This is a genomic window from Pelagibacterium lentulum, assembly GCF_003992625.1.
In the GTDB taxonomy this organism is placed as follows: domain Bacteria; phylum Pseudomonadota; class Alphaproteobacteria; order Rhizobiales; family Devosiaceae; genus Pelagibacterium; species Pelagibacterium lentulum.
Map to the genome: position 1 here is coordinate 189,834 of NZ_RZMW01000008.1, position 20,964 is coordinate 210,797.

21 protein-coding genes are annotated in these 20,964 nt (G+C 56.7%); 16 read left to right on the top strand and 5 right to left on the bottom strand.

Features of this window, described 5'->3' with window-relative positions; genetic code table 11:
- Positions 1–34: 34 nt before the first annotated feature.
- The gene (gene ruvX / locus EO133_RS02660; RefSeq protein WP_127071122.1) at positions 35–499 is read left to right on the top strand and encodes a Holliday junction resolvase RuvX; all 465 of its coding nucleotides are present in this window, start codon (positions 35–37) and stop codon (positions 497–499) included.
- On the opposite strand, the gene EO133_RS02665 is transcribed toward ruvX, so the two are convergent.
- The gene (locus EO133_RS02665) at positions 464–1,438 is read right to left on the bottom strand and encodes an AraC family transcriptional regulator (RefSeq protein WP_127071123.1); all 975 of its coding nucleotides are present in this window, start codon (positions 1,436–1,438) and stop codon (positions 464–466) included. The genes ruvX and EO133_RS02665 overlap by 36 nt on opposite strands.
- Before the next feature lie 132 nt (positions 1,439–1,570).
- Here EO133_RS02665 and EO133_RS02670 point away from each other — a divergent pair, with 132 nt between their 5' ends.
- The 9 genes from EO133_RS02670 to rpmG all read left to right on the top strand — a co-directional run bounded on the left by EO133_RS02670 (position 1,571) and on the right by rpmG (position 12,399).
- Entirely contained in the window at positions 1,571–2,401 is an 831-nt protein-coding gene (locus EO133_RS02670) for an NAD(P)H-binding protein (protein ID WP_127071124.1), read from the top strand.
- A 266-nt stretch (positions 2,402–2,667) separates the two neighbouring features.
- On the top strand, positions 2,668–3,654 hold the full coding sequence (locus tag EO133_RS02675) for an aspartate carbamoyltransferase catalytic subunit (protein WP_244640778.1): 987 nt from the start codon (positions 2,668–2,670) through the stop codon (positions 3,652–3,654).
- Positions 3,647–4,945, top strand: a complete 1,299-nt coding sequence (gene pyrC, locus EO133_RS02680; protein WP_127071125.1) for a dihydroorotase — start codon at positions 3,647–3,649, stop codon at positions 4,943–4,945. The genes EO133_RS02675 and pyrC overlap by 8 nt, the downstream gene beginning before the upstream one ends.
- Complete coding sequence (gene plsY / locus EO133_RS02685) at positions 4,942–5,535, top strand: glycerol-3-phosphate 1-O-acyltransferase PlsY (protein ID WP_127071126.1); 594 nt, start codon at positions 4,942–4,944, stop codon at positions 5,533–5,535. Before pyrC ends, plsY begins: the two co-directional genes overlap by 4 nt.
- Before the next feature lie 13 nt (positions 5,536–5,548).
- The gene (dprA, locus tag EO133_RS02690; protein WP_127071127.1) at positions 5,549–6,664 is read left to right on the top strand and encodes a DNA-processing protein DprA; all 1,116 of its coding nucleotides are present in this window, start codon (positions 5,549–5,551) and stop codon (positions 6,662–6,664) included.
- 164 nt (positions 6,665–6,828) lie between these two features.
- A complete protein-coding gene (topA, locus tag EO133_RS02695) occupies positions 6,829–9,387 on the top strand; it encodes a type I DNA topoisomerase (protein WP_127071128.1) in 2,559 nt (852 codons plus the stop codon).
- Between the two features lie 9 nt (positions 9,388–9,396).
- The gene (rnr, locus tag EO133_RS02700; protein ID WP_127071129.1) at positions 9,397–11,694 is read left to right on the top strand and encodes a ribonuclease R; all 2,298 of its coding nucleotides are present in this window, start codon (positions 9,397–9,399) and stop codon (positions 11,692–11,694) included.
- A 2-nt stretch (positions 11,695–11,696) separates the two neighbouring features.
- Positions 11,697–12,128: a DUF983 domain-containing protein gene (locus tag EO133_RS02705; protein WP_127071130.1), complete on the top strand. Its 432-nt coding sequence runs from the start codon at positions 11,697–11,699 to the stop codon at positions 12,126–12,128.
- A gap of 103 nt (positions 12,129–12,231) precedes the next feature.
- Positions 12,232–12,399, top strand: coding sequence for a 50S ribosomal protein L33 (gene rpmG, locus EO133_RS02710; RefSeq protein ID WP_116654165.1), 168 nt, complete (start codon positions 12,232–12,234; stop codon positions 12,397–12,399).
- A 371-nt stretch (positions 12,400–12,770) separates the two neighbouring features.
- Here the strand turns inward: rpmG and EO133_RS02715 are convergent, their stop codons facing one another.
- Positions 12,771–14,141: a PleD family two-component system response regulator gene (locus EO133_RS02715; RefSeq protein WP_127071131.1), complete on the bottom strand. Its 1,371-nt coding sequence runs from the start codon at positions 14,139–14,141 to the stop codon at positions 12,771–12,773.
- A 41-nt stretch (positions 14,142–14,182) separates the two neighbouring features.
- Entirely contained in the window at positions 14,183–14,557 is a 375-nt protein-coding gene (locus EO133_RS02720) for a response regulator (protein WP_127071132.1), read from the bottom strand.
- 99 nt (positions 14,558–14,656) lie between these two features.
- Here EO133_RS02720 and EO133_RS02725 point away from each other — a divergent pair, with 99 nt between their 5' ends.
- From EO133_RS02725 to EO133_RS02750, 6 genes are all read left to right on the top strand, one after another.
- Positions 14,657–14,932, top strand: a complete 276-nt coding sequence (locus EO133_RS02725; protein WP_164734850.1) for a DUF3572 family protein — start codon at positions 14,657–14,659, stop codon at positions 14,930–14,932.
- A gap of 27 nt (positions 14,933–14,959) precedes the next feature.
- Positions 14,960–16,255 carry a DNA polymerase IV gene (locus tag EO133_RS02730; RefSeq protein ID WP_127071245.1) on the top strand — a complete coding sequence of 432 codons (1,296 nt, stop codon included), beginning with the start codon at positions 14,960–14,962 and terminating at the stop codon, positions 16,253–16,255.
- Positions 16,245–16,700, top strand: coding sequence for a RidA family protein (locus EO133_RS02735; RefSeq protein WP_127071134.1), 456 nt, complete (start codon positions 16,245–16,247; stop codon positions 16,698–16,700). The genes EO133_RS02730 and EO133_RS02735 overlap by 11 nt, the downstream gene beginning before the upstream one ends.
- Positions 16,701–17,456, top strand: a complete 756-nt coding sequence (locus EO133_RS02740) for a glycerophosphodiester phosphodiesterase family protein (RefSeq protein ID WP_127071135.1) — start codon at positions 16,701–16,703, stop codon at positions 17,454–17,456.
- A complete protein-coding gene (locus tag EO133_RS02745; RefSeq protein ID WP_244640777.1) occupies positions 17,453–18,634 on the top strand; it encodes a GNAT family N-acetyltransferase in 1,182 nt (393 codons plus the stop codon). The genes EO133_RS02740 and EO133_RS02745 overlap by 4 nt, the downstream gene beginning before the upstream one ends.
- Positions 18,635–18,832: 198 nt before the next feature.
- Positions 18,833–19,252 carry an HIT family protein gene (locus EO133_RS02750; protein ID WP_127071136.1) on the top strand — a complete coding sequence of 140 codons (420 nt, stop codon included), beginning with the start codon at positions 18,833–18,835 and terminating at the stop codon, positions 19,250–19,252.
- A gap of 88 nt (positions 19,253–19,340) precedes the next feature.
- On the opposite strand, the gene EO133_RS02755 is transcribed toward EO133_RS02750, so the two are convergent.
- Entirely contained in the window at positions 19,341–20,033 is a 693-nt protein-coding gene (locus tag EO133_RS02755; RefSeq protein ID WP_244640776.1) for an outer membrane protein, read from the bottom strand.
- Positions 20,034–20,229: 196 nt separating this feature from the next.
- On the bottom strand, positions 20,230–20,865 hold the full coding sequence (locus EO133_RS02760; RefSeq protein ID WP_127071137.1) for an outer membrane protein: 636 nt from the start codon (positions 20,863–20,865) through the stop codon (positions 20,230–20,232).
- Positions 20,866–20,964: the final 99 nt, after the last annotated feature.

Consider the following 20,964-nt stretch of genomic DNA (forward strand, 5'->3'; position numbering starts at 1 on the left):
GATAAGCAGCGCCAGCACAACTGCCAAAAGCGCGATGCAAATGACTGAAACCGAAAATCCCCTCGCGGACCTGCCGCCATCGGGCAAGCTGATGGGGCTCGATTTGGGCACCAAAACCATTGGCGTCGCCATCTGTGACGCCATGCGGTATTCGGCAAGCCCGGTTGAAACCATCAAACGCGCCAAGTTCACGGCCGATGCGGAGCGGCTCTTGCAGCTTATCGCGCAGAACAATATCGCCGGCATCGTGATTGGGCTGCCGCTCAATATGGATGGAACCGAGGGTCCGCGCGCGCAGTCGGCCCGCGCCTTTGCGCGCAACCTCAAGCAAAAGACCGGTCTGCCTATCGCCTTCTGGGATGAGCGCATGTCGACAATGGCCGTTACCCGCACAATGATTGAAGCCGATCTATCCCGCGCGCGGCAGGCCGAAGTCGTTGACAAGCTGGCTGCAAGCTACATCCTACAAGGCGCTCTGGAGCGCTTGCGGCGGGGTTGAACGGCGCATTGCACCGGGCGGCATCCCGAATTGCTGTCGAAATGCCCGGCTGAACGCGGCCTCGGAACGATATCCTGATTGCCGCGCTACCTGAGCCAGTGGATCGTTCGAATCCATCAGGCGCGCGCGCGCCAAATGCAAACGCCATTGCGCAAGATAGCTCATGGCCGATTGGTCAAGCCCCTCACTGAACCGGGCTGAAAAGGCGGAGCGGGACATACCGGCTTGGCGCGCCAGCCGCTCAAGCGTCCAATCGGATTGCGGGTGGCGATGAATTGCCACAAGCGCCCGCCCCAGTTGCGGATCGCGGAGAGCGGCCAGCCAGCCCTGATCGGCCTCCGGGGCGGTATCGAGCCAGGAGCGAATGGCCTGAACCACGAGAATATCGGCCAGCCTTGTCATCACGATCTCGCCCCCTGGCTTGAGCGCACTTGCTTCCCTGGCGATCAAACCGAGCGTACTCTGCACCCATTCCCCCAGAGGTTCATCCCAACCGCCGATACGGATCATCGATGGCAGCACGTTTATAAGCCGCTTGCCGGCAACGCTGTCAAACTGCACGACGCCTGCCATCGCGCGTGTCAACTCACCGCCACCACCATGCGTCATTATTTCGTAGCGTTCGCTGATTTTTTCGACCGGGAGTTCAAACAGAGGCCGTGACGCCGCACCTGCATCGCTAAGCAGGCGGAAACTATCCCCGTGCGGCAGGAGTATCATGGTGCCAGCGGGCAGCGTTACGGGTTTTCCGTCGATTTCCGCCACGCATTGTCCGGCCGTGACGATGACGAAAATCATCGAATCGATGAGGCGCGGCATATCGAGCCCCCATGGCGCCGTCATTGTAGCCCGGCAATACAGGGTGCCAGTAAGCCGCAGCATATGCAGCACTTCGCCGAGCGGATCCGATAGCGGCGCGGGTTGAAAGCAATCGTCCATGCCCCGCTTTTATCTCAAGACTTGCCATTAGTCCATTGATTTGGACGAAATGCAATCTTTTGGGGACTTCTTGTGATTGAACGTCTCCCTTAACGCAAGGATATTGTCTCCATCATCAACAGGAGACAGAAGATGACAAACAGCAAACCCATTTTGGTTATTGGCGCGACAGGCAAAGTTGGCTCGCGTGTCGCTCGACGTCTGGCGGATGCTCAATTGCCACATCGCGCCGTATCGCGCGCAACCTCGCCCGCTTTCGACTGGCAGGAGCCAACCAGTTGGGCACCTGCGATGGAGGGTATGCACACAGCTTTCGTGTCCTTCGTTCCCGATCTTGCCATGCCCGGCGCGGCAGATATCATCGAACGCTTCGCTGCCACCGCCAAAACCTCAGGTCTGCGCAAGCTCGTGCTGCTCTCGGGCCGCGGCGAGCACGGCGCAGAACTCTCCGAGGACCGCCTACGCAACAGCGGGCTGGATTTCACAGTCATTCGCGCCAGTTGGTTCAACCAGAACTTCGATGAAGGTCTGCTCCAGCCTGCAATCCTCGCAGGCAAGCTGCAGATTGCCGCTGGCGACAAACGCGAGCCTTTCGTGGATGCCAACGACATCGCCGATGTTGCGGTCGCCGCCCTTCTCGATGACGGCCACAACGGTAAAACATACGAAGTCACCGGGCCCCGCCTGATGACATTTGCCGACGCGGTTCGCGAGATCTCTGCCGCTTCCGGGCTATCGATAACCTATGCACCATTGAGCGTGGAGGACTATCACGCCGTCATGGTGTCCGAGTTCGGCAAAGACCTGGCTGATCTTGTGGCCAGCATATGTGATGAGTTGTTCGACGGCCGGAACGAGCGGCTCGGCGATGGCGTGCAGCAAGTCCTTGGCCGCGCGCCGCGCGACTTCTCGGACTATGTGCGTTCGGCGGTCGCCAGCGGCGCTTGGCAGCAGGCGGCATGATGCAGTCGTTTGAAACGACCTAGATAAGCCGGCGGGTATGGTCGCGCTAGAAACCAGCCTGTCCTTGCCGGTCGGCCGTGGCAAGCTACGACCGGCCTGAGCGCAGCCAAACATTCGATCCCTCCCCTTTCGTGTCCGGGGAGGGATCGGGACAGCAGCACGTTCCCGATACCGGTAGTGACGATGAGTCACAGAAAACTCTCCCGCTACCCTTGCCGCCCCCGCGCCCATGCGATAGGGACCGCTAGTCGCGATTGGGATACATTATGGTACGACGAAAGCCAGACACTTCCGACACCGAAACCGGCGCGTCCGGTTCTTTCCTTCCATTCCGTCACCCGCATCTTTTGGGCATTGCGCAACTGGACCCGGTCGAGATTGTCGATCTGCTGGATCGCGCCGAGGCAATGATCCCGATCTCCCGCCAGCGCAAGACGCTGCCGAACCTTGCGGGCAAGACGCAGATCAATCTCTTTTTTGAAAACTCCACCCGGACGCAGGCGAGCTTTGAAATCGCTGGCAAGCGGCTGGGTGCCACGGTCATGAACATGGCTGTCAGAACATCGTCGGTTGCCAAGGGCGAGACGCTTATCGACACCGCAGCCACCCTCAACGCCATGCAGCCCGATGCAATCGTTGTGCGGCACGGTTCGTCCGGTGCAGTCGAGCTTTTGAGCCAGAAGGTCGAATGCGCAGTATTGAACGCAGGCGATGGCACCCATGAGCATCCAACCCAGGCTCTGCTCGATGCTCTGACGATCCGCCGACATCTGGGAAGGCTCAACGGGCTGACGGTCGCCATCTGTGGCGATATCGCAAACTCGCGGGTCGCCCGGTCCAACCTGATCCTCTTGGGTGCCATGCAAGCGCGTACACGGGTGATCGCACCGAAGTCCCTTCTGCCACGCGGTGTCGAACAGATGGCTTCTGAAGTGTTCACCGATATGCGGGACGGCCTAAAGGGCGCCGACGTCGTGATGATGCTGCGGCTGCAAAACGAACGGGCGTCGGGCAGGCTCATACCATCTGTGCGCGAATACTATCGCTTTTACGGCCTGGATGCCGAAAAGCTGTCCTATGCCAATAAGGGTGCGCTTGTCATGCACCCAGGGCCGATGAACCGCGGCGTTGAAATCGATCCGGCCATCGCCGATGGTCCGCAATCGGTCATAACGGAGCAGGTGGAGATGGGGGTTGCCGTGCGAATGGCGGTACTCGATGCACTGCTGAACAAGGAGAACGGCCATGAATAAGCGCCTCCTTATCGAAAATGCGCGCATTATGGACCCGGCCAGCAGCACGGATGTGACAGGCGCCATTCTGGTCGAAAACGGCGTCGTCTCCGAAATCGTCGAAGGCGCGGCACCGGGCGCCCCTGAAAAGGCCGAGCGCATAAATGCCAGAGGCCTCATCGCAGCGCCCGGCCTTATCGACATGCGGGTCTTTACGGGCGAACCGGGCCATGAATATCGGGAAACGCTGGCCAGCGCAGGCGAAGCCGCTGCGACGGGGGGCGTGACGTCTATACTTGTAATGCCCGATACCGTGCCGGTTATCGACGATGGAGCGCTTGTCGACTTTCTGATGCGCCGCGCGCAAGCGACGTCTTGTGTCCACATCCTGCCGACCGCCGCCATAACCAAGGGACTTGAAGGCAAGGAACTGACCGAGTTCGGGCTGTTACGTGAGGCCGGTGCCATTGGATTTTCAGAAGGACGACATTCCCTGCAAAGCGCGGCGGTTATGCGTGCGGCCATGACCTATGCCACAAATTTCGATGCGCCGATCATTCATAAGCCGCTCGATACGAGCCTTGCCGCTGATGGAGTGATGAATGCAGGACCCCTTGCGACATTCCGTGGCCTTAAAGGCATTCCTGGCGAGGCTGAGACCATTGCTCTGGACCGGGACCTGCAACTGGCTCTGATGACGGGTGCGCGCTATCATGCGGCGCAAATTTCTACGGGCCGATCTGCAGAAATCATGTCGTTTTATAAAGAGCGTAGCGGAACGGTAACGGCAGGTATTTCCATAAACAATCTCTGCCTGAATGAAAATGACATCGGCTCGTACCGGACCTTCTTCAAACTCTCCCCGCCCCTGCGCCATGAAGACGAAAGACAGGCTGTTATCGAGGGCCTAAAGTCCGGGTCAATCGATGTTATTCATTCGGACCACGATCCGCAGGATAGCGAAGGCAAACGCCAGCCATTCGCCGACGCCGCTTCTGGCGCGATCGGGCTTGAAACATTGCTGGCTGCGGCACTGCGGCTTTATCATTCCGGTGACGTCGATCTTATGACGCTATTGCGCGCGATGACCAGTCGTCCAGCGGAAATCCTGGGACTTGATAGCGGAAGGCTGACAAAAGGCGCGCTGGCGGACATCTGCCTTTTCGATCCGCATTATCCCTGGATTGTGGAAGAAACGGCTATCCGATCCCGCTCGCGAAATACAACATTTGAGAATGCGCGAATGATGGGTAAGGTTATGACGACCGTCGTTGGCGGCAGAATCGTCTTTAGGGAGGAAGCCGACGCATGATCGAATATGCGCTGGCACTTATAATTGGGTACGCGCTGGGTTCAGTCCCTTTCGGATTGTTGGCGACAAAACTTGCGGGGCTTGGGGACGTTCGCGATATCGGCTCGGGCAACATCGGGGCCACCAATGTTCTGCGCACGGGCCGGAGGGACCTTGCCGCGCTAACACTGATCGGTGACGCGGGCAAAGGCGCGGCTGCCGTGCTGATCGCAGCATTACTATGGAATGCCGAAGCAGCCATGATAGCAGGCGTTGCGGCATTTTTCGGTCACGTTTTTCCTGTCTGGCTGGGTTTCAAGGGCGGCAAGGGCGTCGCAACCTTCATCGGCATATTGCTGGCCCTAAGCTGGCCCGTCGGCTTCGGCTTTTGTGGCGTATGGCTGGTGGTTGCGCTGGTCACACGCTATTCGTCGCTGGCCGCGTTGACTGCCGCCACGATTGCCCCGATAAGTGCGTTCTTTTTTTCTGGACCAGCACTGGCATTGGCTTCTTTTGCGTTGGTTGCGGTCCTGTATTTCACCCATCGCGGCAACATCGCCCGGTTGTTGAACGGGACCGAGTCCCGTATTGGCAACAAGAAAGCCGCTTGAGGACGCCAGTGGGATGGAGACACGCGAAGGCCTCACCTCCGATCAGCGTGTTGCCTGGCTTCGGCTCATTCGATCGGACAATGTCGGACCGTCCACCTTTCGCAGCCTGATTAACAGGTTTGGCTCTGCCGATGCAGCGCTGGATGCTTTGCCCGATCTCGTCAAGCGGGGCGGCGGGCGGCATGGTGCAATTCCTTCACGCTCCGAAGCGGAAGATGAGATCGCACAGACCGAGCGGCTTGGCGGACGACTGGTTGCGACTGCTGAACCTGATTATCCGCAGAATTTGCGACATGCCGATAATCCCCCGCCACTGCTTTCCGTGATTGGCGGGGCGGCGCTTTCCCATGCGCAGACGGTGGGTATCGTCGGAGCCCGCAACGCGTCGGCAGCGGGACGCCGGATGGCTCAGATTCTTGCAAGGGATTTGGGCAGGCAGGGCTTTGTCGTCATTTCGGGGTTGGCACGCGGCATTGATGCCGCAGCTCATCACGCTTCGCTTGAGGCAGGAACTGTAGCCGTGATGGCGGGTGGGCTAGATCATATTTATCCCAGCGAGAATATCACCTTAGCGCATCAGATCGTTGAGCATGGCGGTTGTCTTGTTACCGAAATGCCGTTGGGCTGGGAGCCTCGGGCGCGAGACTTTCCCCGGCGCAATCGTCTCGTCGCCGGAATGAGCCTTGGCGTCGTCGTCGTTGAGGCGGCGAAGCGCTCCGGATCGTTGATTACGGCGCGGCTGGCGCTGGAGCAAAATCGCGAAGTCTTTGCCGTGCCGGGCTCGCCGCTCGATCCCCGTGCGGAAGGCGGCAATGCACTTATTCGCCAAGGAGCGACGCTCATTACCAGCGCCGATGACATTATCGAAGAGCTCAAGCATTCCGCCCCAAAGCAAACCAACCTTTTTGAGGAAAATGCCGAAGACATGACCGACATCGCCATGCCAGAACCAGATGGCGACGATAGGGCACAGTTGATCGAGGCTCTGAGCCATGTCCCCACATCGATCGATATGATCGTCCAGGTTACAAGGCTATCGGCTGCCAGTGTGCAAATGATCCTGCTTGAGCTTGAACTGGCAGGGAGAATCGAACGTTCTGCCAATCAGATGGTGGCATTGCGCGGCTGAACTGGCTTGTGAGTTGCAACAGCTTGTTACCGCAAACTGCGCGTGTGGCAATTGACACGGCGCGGGGCTTTCACCATGTTGCCCCCACCTTGATGGTCACGTTTTCTGACCCAGTTCCCCTAAAATCAAGGCATGTTCTAGTCAGTTGCGGAGCCTCAAAAGGCATGAAAGTCGTCATCGTCGAAAGCCCGGCCAAGGCAAAGACCATCAACAAATATCTGGGCAAGGACTTTGAAGTTCTTGCCAGTTTTGGCCATGTGCGCGACTTGCCTGCCAAGGATGGTTCGGTGCGTCCCGACGAGGACTTTGCCATGAGTTGGGCCGTCGATGCTGCGTCCAAAAAGCGGCTGGCTGATATCACCAAGGCCGTCAAAGGCGCCGATGAACTGATTCTGGCGACTGACCCTGATCGCGAAGGGGAAGCGATTTCCTGGCACGTGCTCGATGTGCTGCGCGAGAAGAAGGCGCTCAAGAAGGACGTGCCGGTCAAGCGGGTGGTTTTCAATGCCATCACCAAGGATGCCGTCACCCAGGCTATGAAGAACCCGCGCGAGATCGACGGGCCTTTGGTCGATGCGTATCTCGCCCGGCGCGCACTCGACTATCTGGTGGGGTTTACGCTCTCACCCATCCTATGGCGCAAGCTGCCCGGTTCGCGTTCGGCTGGCCGTGTGCAGTCGGTTGCATTGCGGCTTGTTTGCGAGCGCGAGGAAGAGATCGAAAAGTTCAAGCCCGAGGAATATTGGTCGGTCATATCGACCTTGAATCAGGCTGGCAAAAGCTTTGATGCGCGGCTTTATGCGGTCGACGGAAAAAAGGTCGACAAACTTGCCGTCAAGGCAGGCGAAGACGCAGAACTGTTGAAAAAGAGCATCGAAACTTCTCGTCTAGCGGTCGTTTCTGTCGACAAAAAGCCGACCAAACGCAACCCTTACGCCCCGTTCACGACCTCCACGCTGCAGCAGGATGCATCCAGCCGCCTGGGTCTAAGCCCTTCCCGCACAATGCAAATTGCGCAGCGGCTCTATGAAGACGGGCTGATCACCTATATGCGTACCGATGCGGTGCAAATGGCGCCCGAAGCGATCGAAGCAGCCCGCCGCGTCATCGCCAAAGAGTTCGGCGCCGACTATGTTCCTGAGAAACCGAGACTTTATAGCTCCAAAGCCAAGAACGCGCAGGAAGCGCACGAAGCCGTTCGGCCCACCGATCTCGGCAAGCACCCCGATACATTGCGCAACCTCGACCCCGATCAGCACAAGCTCTATCAGTTGATCTGGCGGCGATCGCTCGCCAGCCAGATGCGATCGGCCGAGATCGAACGGACAACGGCGGATATCGACGCCGATACGGCGGAGCGCAAGATCATGTTGCGCGCGGTTGGTTCTGTTATCACGTTCCCCGGCTTCCTTGGCGTCTATGGCATTGAAAAGACGGAAGAAGATGACGAGGATAGCCGTGAATTACCCGCGCTTGCGGAAGGCGATTCTCCCAAGCTCGAGAAGGTGAATATCGCGCAGCATTTCACCCAACCCCCTGCCCGGTTCACCGAAGCCTCGCTGATCAAGAAAATGGAAGAACTCGGGATCGGACGTCCTTCAACCTATGCAGCCACGCTCGGCACCCTGAAGGACCGCGACTATATACGCTTGGAAAAGCGCACGCTTTATCCCGAAGATCGCGGCCGGCTTGTAACCGCGTTCCTGCAAAGCTTTTTCTCCAAATATGTGGAATACGGCTTTACGGCCAGCTTGGAAGAGCAACTGGACGAAATCTCTGCCGGGGACATCGATTACAAAGATGTTTTGCGGCAGTTCTGGACAGACTTTTCCAAGCATACCACGGAAATCAAAGATCTTCGCGTATCCGAAGTGCTCGATGCGCTCAACGATCTTTTGGGACATCACATCTTCCCAGCAAAGGAAGACGGCTCTGACCCGAGGCTCTGCCCGACCTGCGGCGAGGGGCAGCTTTCGCTCAAACTCGGCAAATTCGGTGCTTTTATCGGCTGCTCGAATTACCCGGACTGCCGGCATACCCAACAGCTCTCCGAAAGTGCGACTGGACAATCGAGCGAATCGATTGATGGCGATGGTGTTCTGGGCACCGATCCTGAAAGTGGCGAGGACATTTTCCTCAAGACGGGGCGCTTCGGACCCTACGTCCAATTGGGCGATGGCAAGGAAGCCAAGCGCTCCAGCCTTCCGCGGGGCTGGGATGCGGGTTCGATGGACCTCGAAAAGGCTCTCAAGCTGCTGTCATTGCCGCGAGAAGTCGGGGAGCACCCTGAAACTGGCAAGCCGATCACCGCTGGTATCGGACGGTACGGTCCATTCGTGCTCCACGATGGCACCTATGCGAATCTACCCGATGTGGAAGAAGTTTTTTCTGTAGGTTTGAATCGCGCCGTTTCGCTGATTGCTGAAAAGAAGGCGAATGGTGGCCGTGGAGGCCGGGCAACGCCGGCCGCAATTGCGACATTCGAGCATGATGACGGCCCCATTACGGTGCGCTCGGGGCGCTATGGCCCTTATGTCAATCAGGGCAAGGTCAATGCTACCTTACCCAAGGATCTCGCACCGGAAGCTGTGACATTGGAAAAGGCGCTGGAACTGATTGCCGCAAAAGGCGGGTCTTCGGCGAAAGGCAAACCCAAAGCAAAGGCAAAGGCCAAACCCACAGCGAAATCCAAGGCAGCGGCCAAGAAAAAAGCCGAGGCATAAAGGACACAGATGGCCAAGCGCCCAGAAACGCGGCGTGCCCCGCAGAACGACCTGCCTTCTCGCAGAAAGGGCAAGCCTTCCGCAAAATATCAGCCCGGCCAATTGCCGACGCGAGAAGCCATTATGGAAGCGATTTCGGATTTTCCCGAAATCAGTTCCAAGCGCGAGATCGCGCGGCATTTCGGGATCAAGGGCGATGACCGCATTCCTCTTAAGGTCATGCTGCGTGACATGGAAAAGGAAGGGCTGCTGGCGCGCAACCGCAAGGCCATTCGAGTGGCCAACGAACTGCCTGCCGTAACCGTGCTGGATATTCCCGCCGATGCCGATCCCGAGTCGTTGCACGCGTATCCGGCCAAATGGAATGAAGACGACGGCGAAAAGCCCCGCGTAACCCTCGTTATCGGCAAGGACGCGCGCGTGGTTCCAGCACCGGGCGATCGCATTCTGGCGCGGATTTCCCGTGGCGAGGGATTGGCGCCCATTTATACCGCTCGCCCCATGAAGGTGCTCGATAAGCCACGCAAGGCCGATATCGGAATTGTGCGTATGGACGAAGACGGAGCCCGTCTGGTGCCGGTGGAGCGCAAGGCGCGCGAGATGCGTATTCCGGCCGGAGAACTCGGCGAGGCCAAGGACGGCGATCTTGTCGAAGTGGAAATCACGACGTCCGGGCGCCTGATGATCCCGCGTGCCCGCGTCGTCAATATTGTTGGCAATCCCAGTTCGGAAGGCGCTGTAAGTCTGATTGCGTTGCACGCGCTCGACATTCCCTATCGTTTCCCCGCCTCCGTGCTCAAGGAAGCGGAAAGCGCCAAGGAAGCGACGCTTAAAGGCCGTGAAGACTGGCGCGATATTGCCCTCATCACCATCGATCCGGCTGATGCCAAAGATCATGACGATGCCGTCCATGCAGAGCCCGACAGCGATCCCAACAATCCCGGCGGGCACATCATCCATGTCGGGATAGCGGATGTGTCCAACTATGTCCGGGCTGGATCGGCCATGGATCGGGAAGCATATCTGCGCGGCAACTCGGTCTATTTCCCGGATCGGGTGGTGCCGATGCTGCCCGAGCGAATTTCCAACGATCTCTGCTCGTTGCGGGAGGGTGAAAACCGTGCGGCAATGGGTCTTCGTATCGTTATCGACGCCGAAGGCCATAAGAAGCGCCACTCATTCCATCGCGTTGTCATGCGCTCGGCTGCCAAGTTGAGTTACAATCAGGCCCAGGCGGCTATAGATGGACGGCCAGACGATGCTTCGGGGCCGCTGCTCGAGACCATTCTCAAGCCACTCTGGGCGGCCTATGGCGCCTTGTGCAAGGCAAGGGAGAAGCGCAGCCCGCTTGCGCTCGACCTGCCCGAACGCCGCATCCGGCTCGGTGCCAACGGCATGGTCGAGGGCGTCTATATTCCGGAACGGCTTGAGGCCCATAAGCTCATCGAAGAGATGATGGTGCTTTCCAATGTCTGCGCGGCCGAAACGCTGGAAAAGCACAAGATCGGCCTGCTCTATCGGGTGCATGATGCGCCGGGCCGCGAAAAACTGGCTGCGCTGGGATCCTTCCTGCAATCGCTCGATTTACCGGTGCCGCGCAGCGAAGCCATGCGGCCCAAGGATTTCAATCAAATCCTGCTCAAGGCGGAAAAGGCCGGTAAGAGTGAGCAAGTCAACGAGATGGTGCTGCGTAGCCAGGCGCAGGCGGAGTATGCGCCCGGAAATTATGGCCACTACGGCTTGAACCTGGATCGCTACGCGCATTTCACATCGCCTATCCGCAGATATGCAGATCTGATTGTGCATCGGGCGCTGATCCGCGTCCTCGATTTGGGTCCCGATGGGTTGAGCCATGAGGAAGAAAGCCGGCTTGGCGCTATCGGCCAGCATATTTCTGCAACCGAGCGGCGCGCTATGGCGGCCGAGAGGGAAACGTCAGATCGCCTGCTTGCGCAATATCTGGCCGGTCACATCGGCGCGCGGTTCATGGGCAAGATCGCTGGAGTCGTTGGTGCTGGCCTGTTTGTGCGCCTGGAGGAAACGGGCGCGGACGGCTTCGTGCCTGCCTCTACCCTTGGAAAAGACTATTTCCGCTACATGGAAGACCAACAGGCCTTGATCGGAGAGCGTACCGGTGAGAAATTCGGTATTGGCGACCGGGTCGAAGTGCGACTGCTTGAAGCAGCGCCAATGGCTGGTGCTTTGCGATTTGAGATCTTATCTGAAGGTGAGCGTGTAAAGCCGCCACAGGGCCGCGCGCAACGCAAGTCCCGTCCTACATCGAGAGGGCGGCGCGGCAAGAGGTGAACATGCCGGTATTGGACAATACAGAACATTATCGCCCGCATCGCGCAATCTGGCCTGCGATGAAAAAGGGGCTGGCCTGCAAATGTCCGAATTGCGGCGAGGGCAAGATGTTTCGCGCCTATCTCAAGGTGGCCGACACCTGCCCAAGCTGTGGCGAGGAACTACATCATCATCGCGCCGACGATGCCCCACCCTACCTGGTTATCGTGATTGTCGGTCATCTGCTGGTGGGCATATTTCTCCATATTGAAATGATCCACTCGCTGCATCCGATGATCTATATCTGGACGATGATTCCTGCGACCATCGTTCTCTCGCTATTGCTCTTGCCAGTGGTCAAGGGCGCAGTCGTGGGGCTGCAATGGGCCAAGTATATGCATGGCTTTGACCCCAATGGACCAGATGACGAGTTTGATTATGACACGCGCGGCTAAGTCCGCTTGACAATTGGCGCAAAATGCATAGTTTGCGGCCAACCGATTTCCGAGCCGTGCGCCAATATCGCCGCGCGGCCTATTTTTTCCAAAGGCTACCGCGATGGCAAAGTCCAACACGATCAAAATCAAGCTCGTTTCGACCGCTGACACCGGCTTTTATTACGTGACCAAGAAGAACACCCGGACGGCAACCGAGAAGCTCTCGTTCCGCAAGTATGACCCTGTGGTTCGCAAGCACGTAGAATTCAAGGAAGCCAAGATCAAATAAGATCTCTCGGCAGACTGCCTATACAAAAACCCCGCTGGTTTCAGCGGGGTTTTTTGTTTGGATGCGCAAGTAAAAGAACATGCCGCCCAAGAGGCTGGAAAGCTGTTTTACTATTTCATGAAAAGAAGGGAAGGCTGACCCGGCGCGGGTGTCGAAGAGGCCACTCTTAGACCGCATCCGGGCCAGCCACCCTACGGAATCAGGAGTTGCGGCGGACCTGAAAGCCGTAGGGTTTGAAGCTGATGCCGCAACTCTTAAAGCTGCCGCATCAGTACAAACGACACTAATGCGGAAATCGGGGAAAACCAAGCACTCCCGGTAGGTTGAGCGCGGGTACTGCGAATCATAATGAAAAATTAACCCTAATGCGTTCAAGCTGCATCAAATACAACCTGATTACGACCCGCTCTTTTAGCGCGATACAGGGCAATATCTGCGCGCTTAATAATCGTTTCGGGTGTATCATCAAGATATTCATTAAGCGCCAGTCCTGCACTTACCGTAATATTAATTGGCAAGTCCAGGCCCGCATTAAACCCATAGTCCGACATGGCGACACGCACACGTTCAGCGACATTATTTGCCTGTCCCCTGTCTATGTCGGGCATAACCACAACAAATTCTTCCCCGCCATACCTGCACGCAAGATCAACGCCTCGGATATTGCGCTGCAAACGCAGTGCAAATTCCTTGAGAATGATATCGCCCACATCATGGCCGTAAGTGTCGTTGATTGGCTTGAAGTAATCGATATCGAGCAACATGATCGCCATTAAGCGATCCTGCTCCTGAGATTTATCAAGTAATAGGGAAAGATGGCGCTCGAAATATCGGCGATTATAGAGGCCGGTCAATTCATCGATCACGGCCAGCGCCATTGTGGAATTGACGCTTTCGCGCAACTCGACCGTGTAACGTTGGCGCCTGATCTGTGTTCTGACGCGCGCGCCAAGCTCGTTACGCTCTAAGGGGCGCATGATGAAGTCGTTCACACCCAAATCAAGGGCGCGCACGACGCGAGGCTTGTCGTGTTCGTCGGCGATTAGCAGAATAGGCAGGTTGCGCGTCTGCTCGACCGTACGGATTTGTGAGCATATCCGGAGGGGATCGAAACCCTCCAGATCCAGGCTGACGATAGCCAGTTCGTATTCTCCACCCGACAGTTGGAAAACTGCATCGGCAGGCTGGGAGAGCACATGGACGTCATGCTTTTCGCCAAGATATCCGCTGACCCGATTGCCGCGAGCGGTGTCGGTGTCAATGACAATGATCTTACCGTCATCCGTGCGTACACCGCCAGCGGATCGGTTGGCGTCTTCGAGCGCAATATGATGGCTCGTGACGGCCCGTGAACGCAATTCGTCGGTCAGAACCTTAAGCCTCACGAGACTCTTTACCCGCGCCATCAGTTGCACGTCGTCCACTGGCTTGGTCAGGAAGTCGTCAGCGCCCGCATCAAGTCCAAGTACCCGGTCCGAAGGCTGGTCCAGCGCCGTGATCATAACCACTGGGATATGAGATGTCTTGGGATCGTGCTTAAGGATCTGGCAGCACTCAAAGCCATCCATTTCCGGCATCATGACATCGAGAAGAATGATGTCGATGTCATTGGTCCTGCATATGTCGATTGCCTGCTGACCGGACGAGGCGGAAACCACATCGAAGTACTCGGCCATAAGCCGCGCTTCCAGCAGTTTTACATTCGTTGGTATATCATCAACGATCAGCACTCGTGCCGTCACGAAAAGTTCCTCTCAGCTTTTGCGTGAAAACAAGTCAGGCGTTATTCAGCCTTGCCAATGTAGCTTTCAATCGTTTCCAAAAAGTGAGGCACAGAGATAGGCTTGGAAATATATCCTTCGCATCCGCCCTGAAGAATTCTTTCCTCGTCCCCCTTCATTGCAAAAGCCGTGACAGCAATCACCGGAATGGGTGCCAGCGCTTCATCTTCCTTAAGCCATTTGGTGACAACCAGGCCGGATACTTCGGGCAACTGGATATCCATAAGGATCAGATCGGGCATATGCTCGCGCGCGAGATCGAGCGCTTCCATGCCGTTCCGGGTCTGGATGGTTGCATAGCCGCGAGACTCGAGCAGATCATGAAAGAGCTTCATGTTAAGCTCATTGTCTTCCACAATCATCACGGTTTTGGCCATGAAACCTCGCTTGGCATCCAGTAGTGATGCTTTTTGGTTGTTATCGGTATGCGGTAGCATCAATATCTTACGAAACAAGAAATAAGCGAGTCCTGCGGCGTGCGCGATACAATTGAAAGTGCGGAAATTTCCACGGTTGCGGAACAGTGCCTGAGTTGGCTGGTTTCCGATGTCGAGGAGCTTGAGCGTTTCATGCTGATGGCAGGCTACACCCCTCAAACTCTGCGTGAAGCCTTAGGCTCCTCAGCGTTTGAGGCTGGCCTGGTAGATTATTTCGGTCGCAATGAGCCGCTGTTGCTTGCAATGTGCGCCAATGCGGGCATGCCGGTCGAACGTGTCATGCGCGTGTGGCACCGCATGAACCGGCAGGACTGATTACCGGTGACACCTCCCCTCCCCTATATGTGCCGGGACTGCCTTGCCTTTGGGGAATTGACAAGGGCCGCGCGGCGCTGCCCGTCCTGCGGATCGCCGCGTATTTTCGCCCATAGCGAGCTTTTTGCGTTGGCAATCGCGCATGTGGATTGCGACGCCTTTTTCGCGTCGGTGGAAAAGCGGGACGATCCGGGCCTTATCGATAAGCCGCTGATTGTTGGCGGCGCCGTACGGGGCGTGGTTTCCACCTGCTGCTATATTGCGCGTATGAGCGGCGTGCGTTCGGCCATGCCAATGTTTAAGGCACGGCAGCTTTGCCCAGATGCGGTGATCGTCAAGCCGAACATGGCGAAGTATGTTGAGGTCAGCAGGCAGATTCGCAGCGCCATGGAGGCACTGACACCGTTGGTGCAGCCACTATCGATCGATGAGGCGTTTCTCGACCTTTCAGGCACCGAACGGGTACACAAGGCACCGCCTGCCGTCAGTCTCGCGCGGTTTGCCCGAAAGATCGAGGAGGAGGTCGGCGTTTCGGTATCCGTGGGCCTTAGCCATAACAAGTTTCTGGCAAAAGTAGCTTCCGATCTGGACAAGCCGCGCGGTTTTGCGGTTATCGGCAAAGCGGAAACGCTGGATTTCCTGCACTCCAAGCCGATCAGCTTTATCTATGGTGTGGGCAAGGCCATGTCGGAAACGCTACGACGGGATGGCTTGGAGACCATTGGGCAATTGCAGGAAATCGCTCCAGAAGACCTGATGCGCCGATATGGCGAGATCGGTGCGCGGCTGGCAAGACTATCGCGCGGACAGGATGCCAGAACCGTTTCAATCGAGCGGGAAACGAAATCTGTCAGCACCGAAACGACATTCAATTCCGATCTATCGGATTTCGATTCACTTTCTTCCTCACTGTTGGCTCTATGCGAAAGGCTTTCCGAACGCCTGAAAAAGCAAGGGTTCGTCGGCGATACGGTAACTTTGAAACTCAAGACGGCAGGGTTCAAGACACGCACCCGCGCGCAACACCTGATGATGCCGACCCAACTTGCCCTTACGCTGTACGAGACGGCACTGCGCCTTCTGGAAAAGGAAATCGACGGGACGTCGTTTCGCCTGCTTGGGATTGGGGTTTCTGGCCTTTCGATGGCCGATGGAACGGACCCAGTGGACCTGATCGAGCCGGCGGTTGCGCGCAAGGCTGCCGCGGAGAGGGCTGTGGACAAGGTTCGGACACGCTTTGGCAGAGATGCACTTGTTCGAGGCAAGCTGTATCGTGAGCCCAAACCCATACAACGAAAGCCGGAGATAAAGGATGACCGTTGAAGCAAAACTCAACGAATTGGGGCACACATTACCCAAGCCCGTCGCGCCCGTTGCCAGCTATGTGCCGGTGACGCGCAGCGGCAACCTGCTTTATGTATCGGGTCAGCTTTCCATCGGGCCCGACGGCATGATCAAGGGGCAATTGGGCAGCAATATCAGCGTTGAGGAAGCCCAGAAGGCCGCGGAGTTCTGCGCGATCAATATTTTGGGCCAGGTCACAACCGTTGCCCCGCTCGAATCGATTTCCGCAGTGCTCAAGCTGACGGTCCTGGTTTCTTCGACGCCTGAGTTCAACGAGCAGCACCTGGTCGCCAACGGCGCATCCGACCTGTTCATAAAAGTGTTAGGGGAGACAGGTAAGCACGCCCGCGCCGCTTTTGGCGTAGCTTCCCTGCCCCTTGGCGCCGCCGTCGAAATCGACGCTGTTATCGAGTTAAAGGCATAAATGAACACCTCTCCTTTTGCGCGCCCTGTGGCGCATCGCGGCTACCATGATCGGCAGGCCGGAACTATCGAAAATTCCCGTTCCGCTTTTGAAGCGGCAATTGCCCAGGGCTTCGGCATCGAATGCGACCTGCAACTGACGCAAGACAATCAGGCAGTGGTTTTTCATGACGACACCCTTGAACGCCTGGTTGGCAAGGACGGGCGTATCGATGAGATTGCCGCCACCGAAATTTGCGTGACACCGCTGCTCGGCAGCGCCGATGGGGATTGTCCGCAGCTATTTTCCGACTTTCTTGAGCAGATTGCCGGACGAACACCGCTTGTCGTGGAACTAAAGAGACAGAAAAGCGTCGAAGCCGGGCAACGGCTGGCCAAAGTGGTGGCTGCAGCCATCAAGGACTACCAGGGGCCGTTGGTTTTGAAATCCTTCGACCCCTCGATTTTGTCTGCAGTCAGAAAGGCAGGCTATAACGGTGCGGTGGGCATAATCACCTACGACTATCGGCGTCCTGAATGGGATGCCTCGCTTGGCACTACAAAAAGATTTGTTCTGCGCCACCTCTTGCACTGGCCTGCATCGCGCTTCACATTCGTCTCTTGTGAGCGGACATCGCTGACACTACCTATGGTTCGTCTGTGCCGCGCGCTGGGCATGAAGGTCATGAGCTGGACGGTCAAGGACAAAGCTCATGTGCCGCAAGTGCTGCAGCACGCAGATCAAATCGTATTTGAAGGGTTCGATCCCGATTCGTGAACAGCTCGACTGCGCCTGACCAACCGCTGACCATATCGATACAGCCTTCCACAGGCTCTATACCCAGGAGCACCTGGAATACGCTTGCAGCGATGGGTGCGGAACGGCCCGCAAGTCCCTTTCTCGAGCACGATTTTTTCCTGGCTCTGGAAGAGTCCGGATGCGCGGTTGCTGGCACCGGTTGGCAACCGCAACATATCCTTGTCGAGCGCTGCGGCGAGCCGATTGGGCTCATGCCATTGTTCCTCAAGTCCCACTCGATGGGCGAATATGTTTTCGATCATGCCTGGGCCGATGCGATTGAGCGTGCGGGCGGACACTACTACCCGAAACTGCAATGTTCAGTGCCGTTTACGCCAGCAACGGCAGCAAAGTTGCTGGTGGCCAATGGCAGCATGGAAACACAACTTTTGCTTTTGCAGGCAGCGGAAACACTTGCCCAAAGGCTTGGCGCCTCGTCGATTCACGGCACATTCGTCACCGAAAGCGAGCAGGCCATCGCACAGCAAGCTAAATGGCTCGCGCGGTACGACACGCAATTTCATTGGCATAATGATGGGTTTTCCGGCTTTGAGGACTTTCTGAGCACGCTGCAATCGCGCAAACGCAAAGCCATTCGACGGGAGCGGCGCGAGGCACTCTGTTCTGGCCTGACGGTTGAATGGGTGACTGGATCGGATCTGACGGAAAGCCATTGGGACGCGTTCTATGACTTTTACATGGACACTGGCAGTCGAAAATGGGGCCGCCCCTATCTCAACCGTGAATTCTTTTCGCGCATTTCGGCCGTAATGGCGGATCGGATCGTTCTGATTCTGGCAAAGGACGGCGGTGAATACGTTGCCGGAGCGCTCAACTTCATCGGCACCGATACGCTTTATGGCCGGAACTGGGGTGCGATTCGTGACGTCGCATTCCTTCATTTTGAGCTTTGCTATTATCAGGCAATCGATTTTGCCATTGCGCATGGGTTGAAAAGCGTCGAGGCAGGGGCGCAGGGTGAGCATAAGCTGGCGCGGGGTTATGCGCCGCAAGTTACGCGCTCCATCCATCAGATTACGCATCCCGGTCTGCGCCATGCCGTTGCCGATTACCTTGAGCAGGAACGGCGCATCGTTGAGCGCAATCAGCAGATTCTGGATGCCCATACGCCGTTCAGGAAAGACGACAGGAGTTGACCCGGAGGCCCTCGGTTTGCCGATGATTATGCTTTATGGTGCTGCAAACCAGATCAAATCTGCTGTTCAATGAATCGCAGCTTTGATCTAAATGCTTAATTTTGTCGCGTGTCCGAACCGGAAAACCGTTTCCACCCTCGGATCAGGTCCGAGGGCATGCTTTTGTTGGATACGCTCTGGTCACTTTCGGGGAGCACTATGAACGATTATCAGCCAGACAACATTTTTGCGAAGATCCTCAAAGGGGAAATCCCGAGCCACAAGGTCTATGAGGACGATACGACCCTGGCGTTCATGGACGTAATGCCACAGTCCAAGGGGCATACGCTTGTGATTCCCAAGACAGGTTCGCGCAATCTGTTCGATGCCGATCCCGATGTGCTGAGCGATCTCATCGTCAAGACGCAGAAAGTTGCCCGCGCCGTAATGATCGCCACCGAGGCTGACGGCGTGCGCATTGCGCAATTCAATGAGTCAGCAGCAGGCCAAACCGTGTTTCACCTGCATTTTCACGTGATTCCCATGTATGAGGGCGTGCCGCTGAAGCCGCATTCCGGCGACATGGCTGACAATAGCGAGTTGGCGGTGCTGGCCGAGATGATCCGCGCTGCGATGTAAGCGGTATTTCTTTTTCAAAGCCCTTGCCACAGACGAAAACGGCCCCGAAATTCGGGGCCGAAATCAATTCTATCTGCTTTTGGGCAGATTAGAAGTGGAAGTTCACGCCAGCGCGAACGGTGTGGAAGCGCAGGCCGAGATCGTCGGAGCCAATACCTGGAATTGTGTACTCTGATTGTCCGAGGTCGGTATATAGATACTCGCCCTTGAATGAAATCGAGTCATCCATGGCGATCTCGACACCGCCACCGACTGTCCACCCCCAGTGATTTGCCGTGTCGCTGCCATAGCCTTCAATGTCCAGCTTCCCACCGCCAAAGGCAAAACCGCCGGTCAGATAGGGCATAACATTGTCCATCGCGACACCTGCGCGCGCCCTTACGGTGCCGAAATATTCAAGCGAAGCGGTTGCATCAAGAAGAATAACGGCGGCAGTGACATTGGGGTCCTGAACCTGCAAGGTCTGGGACATGCCGGACAGTTGAATGTCGCCTTCGACGCCGAGGACAAACATGTCAAATTGGGCATTGGCGCCAACTTGCACCCCGCCGATCAGGCCATTGACACGATCGAACTCGGTGACACCTGCATCATTATAGACCTCCCCAAATCCATAACCGGCATTGATACCAGCGTAAAAGCCGGTCCAGTCATGGGCCAAGGGCGCAACAGCAGCTGGTGGTATAACGGGCGGCGGCAGTATCGGATCAGCGGCGTTGGCAGCCGACGCAAAAGCCAGAAAAGCCACAGAAGCAAGTAAACCAGTCTTAATCGAAGTCATAGCGGACACTCTCAAATAGATTGGATGCTTCATCATGGCTCAATTCAAGCGCTTTGCCAAGCAATTACCCCGCCCCAATGTTGAAATGAACTACATCTTGGACGCCTGTTGTCGACACAACACAATTATTGACCCGACAAACGAAAACGGCCCCGCGTTGCGGGGCCGAATTCATTTCCATCTGCTTTTGGGCAGATTAGAAGTGGAAGTTCACGCCAGCGCGAACTGTGTGGAAGCGCAAACCAGCGCTATCACCAAAGTAGGTTTCTTCGCCAAGGTCGGTGTAGAGATATTCACCCTTGAACGATACGGAATCGTCAAGCGCAACTTCAACACCGGCACCAGCCGTCCAACCCCAATGAGTGTTGGTTTCGTTGGCTACGCCGTTGTCGACCTTGCCGCCGCCATAAGCGAAACCGCCGGTTACGTAGGGCATGAAGTTGTCAACGGCGACACCGGCACGCGCACGAACTGTACCGAAGTAATCGAGCGAAACCGTAACGGGGGCGATTTCCTGAGACATACCGGAAACCTGGATGTCACCTTCAACGCCGAGAACGAACATGTCGAACTGAACATTGGCACCAATCTGAGCGCCGCCGACGAGACCGTCAATGCTGTCAAAAGCATCTACACCGGGATCGCCATAAAGCTTGCCGAAGCCGTAGCCAGCATTGATACCAGCATAGAAGCCGGTCCAGTCATGGGCCATGGTTGCAATAGGAGTGACCGGCATAACGGGAGCCGGCATGATCGGGTCAGCAGCATTTGCGACCGAAGCAAAAGCGAGAACGGCTGCGGAAGCAAGCAGGCCGGTTTTAATTACAGTCATAGTATGACACCTTCAACTAGAGTGGGTTGATGCAATATGGCTGGAATCGGGCCCGCTGCCAAGCAATTAGCCAAGGGCAAGGCTCAAATTTGGCGTCTT